Annotated in this window: 5 protein-coding genes; 3 read left to right on the forward strand and 2 right to left on the reverse strand. The window is 46.2% G+C overall.

The window, feature by feature from the left end; genetic code table 11:
• The 3 genes from MSA64_RS03780 to MSA64_RS03790 all read left to right on the forward strand — a co-directional run.
• Positions 1-938 (forward strand): glycosyltransferase family 2 protein (locus MSA64_RS03780; protein WP_287890611.1); only part of this gene is annotated, 938 nt, incomplete at its 5' end.
• Positions 939-950: 12 nt separating this feature from the next.
• The gene (locus tag MSA64_RS03785; RefSeq protein WP_154432586.1) at positions 951-1913 is read left to right on the forward strand and encodes a hypothetical protein; all 963 of its coding nucleotides are present in this window, start codon (positions 951-953) and stop codon (positions 1911-1913) included.
• Positions 1914-2000: 87 nt separating this feature from the next.
• On the forward strand, positions 2001-3266 hold the full coding sequence (locus MSA64_RS03790; RefSeq protein WP_154432585.1) for an ATP-grasp domain-containing protein: 1266 nt from the start codon (positions 2001-2003) through the stop codon (positions 3264-3266).
• A gap of 63 nt (positions 3267-3329) precedes the next feature.
• Here the strand turns inward: MSA64_RS03790 and MSA64_RS03795 are convergent, their stop codons facing one another.
• Entirely contained in the window at positions 3330-4760 is a 1431-nt protein-coding gene (locus MSA64_RS03795; protein WP_287890615.1) for an ArnT family glycosyltransferase, read from the reverse strand.
• Between the two features lie 4 nt (positions 4761-4764).
• Positions 4765-5178 (reverse strand): GtrA family protein, encoded by a 414-nt coding sequence (locus MSA64_RS03800; protein WP_154432583.1) that lies wholly within the window; start codon positions 5176-5178, stop codon positions 4765-4767.
• Positions 5179-5401 lie beyond the last annotated feature (223 nt).

Here is a 5401-nt window from a genome sequence, read left to right on the forward strand (position 1 = left end):
AAGATACTATGAGTTTATATTCTGTTGTTGTTCCGGTATATAATTCGGAACATACCTTAACGGAACTTTATACACGTCTCGAGAAAGTCTTCCGTGAAACCGTGCAGGAACCCTTTGAACTGATCCTTGTGGATGATGGTTCCAAAGACCGATCCTACCAGATCATGGAAGAACTTCGACAGAAAGATCCCCGTGTGAAGATCATCCAGATGGCGAGAAACTTCGGACAGCATCCGGCTCTTCTGTGTGGATTCTCTCATGCGGAGGGAGATTTCATCATCACCATGGATGATGATCTTCAGCATCCTCCGGAAGAGATCCCGAAGCTGATCAACACCATCAGAGAGCGGGACGATGTGGATGTCATCATCGCCAGCTATGAAGGCAGAAAGCACGGACCGATCCGCCGTCTCGGAACCAAAGTTTCTGTCTGGGCCACCTCCAAAATGCTTGGAAAAGACCCGAATCTGCAGATCACCAGTTTTCGTCTGATCCGCCGTTTCCTCGTGGATGCCATGTTGCAGACAAACACCTATCTTCCGCAGATCGGCAATCTTCTGGTGTTAAGTTCCAACCGTATCATCAATGTACCGGTGCATCATGATGCAAGAGCCTACGGAAAAAGCGGTTATTCTTTCCGCCGTCTGGTCAGAGACCTGCTTTACGATATCACTTCCCACTCAGCATTCCCGCTGCTTCTGGTACGTGATCTCGGCATCTGCAGTTTTCTGGTCAGTGTGGCACTTGGAATCTTTTTCCTGATCCGCTATTTCCTCTACGGTGTTTCCGTGGAAGGCTGGACTTCCCTGATGCTCGTACTGCTGGCATTTTTCGGTATCACCCTGCTTTCCATTGGAATCATGGGGATTTATCTGATGAATATTCTGAACGAATCCAAGAAAATGCCGCATTATGTCATCCGTAGAAAAGATGTCTGACAGGAGGATTGTATGAAACAGGAAATTGGAGGATATCTGGAACTGGAAGTTTTCCACGGGAAAGAATACTATCCTGATCTTGTAAAAGTGAATCTTGGCCGTACAGCCCTCTGCTGGCTGCTGGAATCCCGGAAGATTGAAACGCTCTATCTTCCGTTTTTCCTTTGTGACTCCGTGATTGATGCCTGCTTGCGGCAGGGAATCCACGTGAACTTCTATTCGCTGAATGAGGATCTTACGCCGGCTCTTCCTCCCGACCTTTCCCTTCATCCAGGGGAATACCTCTATCTGGTCAATTATTACGGGCAGCTGACGGATGAAAAGATTCTTTATTATAAAAAATACTATAAAAATATTATCGTGGATCACACCCACGCTTTTTTTCAGCATCCGCTTCCCGGCGTGGATACTCTTTATTCCTGCCGCAAATTTTTCGGGCTGAGTGACGGTGCCTATCTTTCCACAGATGCCACGCTCACTGCCGGAAAAGAGCAGGATGTCTCTGCGGAACGTATGGGACATATTCTCGGCCGTTTTGAAAAAGATGCCGGAACGTATTATCAGAAAATGTTAGACAACGCTGCGACCTATCATCATATGGAGATTCTCACCATGTCCCGCCTGACACAGAATCTGTTAAAAGCCATCGACTACGAACAGATCCGTCAGAAACGGAATGAAAATTACAGATTTCTGAAAGAACTGCTTCCCTCCGATTCACCTTTTACCCGCGTGACACCGGACGGACCCTTCGCCTATCCTTATTATCATAAAAACGGAATTGCACTGCGAAAAGCCCTGGCGAAAGAAAAAATCTTTGTTCCAACCAACTGGTCCAACGTGATCCGGGACTGTGCACCCGAATCTTACGAATATCAGTGGGCGGCAGACATTCTCCCGCTCCCCTGCGACCAGCGTTACGGAAACGAAGAGATGCAGCGGATCGCAGACGTGATCCATGCACTGGAACCTTAGAACGTGTCTGAAAAATCATTTCCGCAATCTGCAAACCCCAGTTTGCGAAAAGCCTTTTTCAGACACGCTCTAGAAGAAAGGATTATTATGAATAAACGTTTACTGATTCTCGGAACCCTCGGGGAATTTGAACAGCTGGTGCAGAAAGCCAGAGCCCGGGGCATCTATACCATCGTTTGTGACGGATACCCGGACGGTCCGGCACGTGCCTTTGCAGACGAATCTTATGTGATCCCGGTCACCGATACGGACCGGATCGCCGCCCTTTGTAAAGAAAAACAGGTGGACGGAATTCTCACCTCGTTTTCCGATCTTCTGCTGGAATGTATGGTGAAGATTTCCGCAAAAGCAGGTCTTCCCTGCTATCTGAACCCGGAACAGCTTCCCTGGTATCGTGACAAATCCGCCACCCGGGGACTGCTCGAAGAACTCGGTCTTCCCTCCCCTGGTTTTGCCAAAATCCCCACTTCCGGATTGGCTCCGGAGCTGATCGCTCACCTGCATTTTCCTCTGGTGACAAAACCACTGGATAAATATGGCTCCCGCGGCATCTATGTGGTACACAATCTTGAAGAACTGAAACAGGCAATCACTGAAACCGCTTCTTTCACCGATCTTCCTGAGATTCTCGTAGAAGAATATAACGACGGTTACGAATTCAATATGATGACCTGGGTACATAAAGGAAAAGTCCATGTGATCAGCATCGCAGATCGCGAAAAGACGGACATCGGACCGGGTGAGATCCCGATCAGCACCCGAAATGTCTATCCATCCTGTCTGTATGAACGGGTGGTTGCTCCGGCAACCGATCTTTTACAGTGCTACGCCAACAAAACCGGGCAGAAAGAGGGGGCGTTATCCATGCAGTTTTTCTGGAAACCGGAAAACGGCATCCAGGTCTGTGAGATCGCAGCCCGATTCTTCGGCTATGAGCACGAACTGACCGATATGGTATACGGGTTCTCCATCGAGGATCTGCTGTTAAATTACCTGTATGATGTTCCCGCACTGGAACAGATGCTGGATCAGCACGATCCACGAAAACCGATTTGCCACGGAGCTGTCCTGTATTTTCAGGGACGCCTGTTACAGATTCGTGATCTTTCCGTTCCGCAGAAACTGGCATCTCATTCTGCGGTAGAAAAACCATGGATTTTTTATCACGAAGGAGAAGCTGTCATTGCCCACGGACCGAATCCTTATGTGGCACTGTACTATATCTCCTGTCCGTCCAGAAAAAAACTGGATCAGGTTACCGATGAATTTTTCACTTCTATGACCATCCCGTCTTTGGATGGAAAAGAAGTCCTTTATCGTAACCAGATGCCGAACTATCCAAAAACAAAATAAGCACGAAAAATGAGCTTATACAGAAATCATTTTCCTGTATAAGCTCATTTTTTATAGTTATTCTTAATAAGCCGCCCGATATACCAGCACATACGTCAGCAATACAGAAATTGCTGCTGTCCCCTGTCCGATCCTGCAGATCCATATGCTTATTTTTTCATTTCTGATCAGTTTTTCACTCCAGTTTTCATATCCCAGTGTCACAAAATAGAAAAATGGAAGCGCCATCGGCATGATATAGCGTCCCTGCGCTTGAAAATCACTTGCATAAGCATAATACACCAGCAATCCAACCGGTATCACCATAGCTCCCACCATACAGATATGCATCCAGTTTCTCATATTCCACCATCTGTTTTTTCTCCATATCTCAGTGATAAGAATTCCATCTGCATCGGCTTTTTTCTCTTTTTTTACAAATTCCGTGGTCAGACAAAATTCCCGACGCAGTCTCCAGCTGTTTCCGAGAATTCCCACTGCAAACACGATCAGATACACTTTACTCCACAGATATGGCATAAAAATATCAAGATGTCCGAACGTTCCCACAAAGCTTACCAGTACCGTAACCAGCCAGTTATGCTGCCATTCTCCAGGTACCCACCATATCATATCCAGAACGCTCATTCCCATATTCACCGGAAGCACCCGATTGGAAGGTTTTAACTCATCGATCGCGTATTTTTCCGCATAGATGGAAGAGGTTTTCATTCCCAGAAAATCTCCGTCATACAGGATTCCGCTCCGGATAAACCACCATCCGGCCACAAGAAAGACAATTCCCAGCATCAGGCAGCCTTTCTTCAGCAGCTGCTGCCAGTCCCATTTCTGCTCTCCACACTTCATCATGCAGCCTGCAAAAAATACGGCGCTCATCAGAAGATATCCATATGCGTTGTAATAAGACAACATACACAATCCCATGGCAATTCCCATCTGTACACAGACTTTCAGGGTCCAGCCTTCCTTACACGCCCTGCACCAGCAGTACAGGATCCAGGCTGTCGTAAAAAGTGCCAGTCCATCCGTATTGATATAAGAAAACAGAAAACAGGTTCCCGGAAGAAAGCACACCAGAACTGCAAACAGCCTTCCTGTCTCTTTTTTCTGAAATAACAGTTCTCCTATCTTCCAGGTAAACCATGCCATTCCGCATCCCAGAAGAACATTCACCATACGCGCCGCAATCACCGTAGCCCGAAAACTGTCCGTAAATACCTGCACAACCTTTGCAAATACTGCTCCTGCCATATAAGGAAGAATTGGATTAAACGCATAGGAGATGCCCCAGTTGGCATTCCGTATCTCCGGATCCCGTCCATCCGGCAAGGTTCCATGCTTTACAATAAATTCGACGATCTGGTAACGCATACTTTCATCCGGTGAGGCATCGAACGGTGCCGCCAGCGCCCAGGAAAGATAAAATACAAAAACCAGAAGTACAAAAATCCATATTGCATATCCTTTTTTCACTGTTTTTACTGTTTTTTTCATTCCATCACCCTTTATGCCTGAAAATAACCAGTTTGCTTGTCACATAATTCAAGATGATTACAAGTACATTTGCCGCACATTTAATCAATACGTCATTGAATCCGCACAGATCAGCAAAAATAAACATACATGCCCAGTCCAGTATTCCCGTAGCCAGACGACAGGAGAAAAACGAAACTATCTCTTTCCCTATTTCTTCCCTTGTACTGGCTTCGCTGTGAAATACCCATTTTCTGTTAGTAAGATATGCAAACAGAACCGATAAAATCCATGCAAGTACAGTACTCACCATAACCGATAAGCCAAACGGATGCGCAAAGATCCAATAACTCACAATATTAACAAGCGTTGTCAGAACGCCGAAGACACCGTACGGAATAATGTCTTTGTACTTGTCCCATAGCTTTTCTATATTCATCTTTTCCACCTTTCTTTTAAAAAAGCAGGTACATTTCCACCATGCACCCGCTTTTTTGGTTGTTTATAATCGTTTCAGTGAAAAATCCTGGCTATCCAGGGTCAGGTTCGGATTATAGAACGGATCGCCGTTCTTCAGGATATCGGGCCAGCGTTTCTCAAACGTAGCAATCTCCTGATTGAATCTTGCCACTTTCTCCGGAGTATCTTCCAGTCCTCGGGAT

This window comes from Oliverpabstia sp. (assembly GCF_022785585.1).
Lineage (GTDB): Bacteria > Bacillota > Clostridia > Lachnospirales > Lachnospiraceae > Oliverpabstia > Oliverpabstia intestinalis.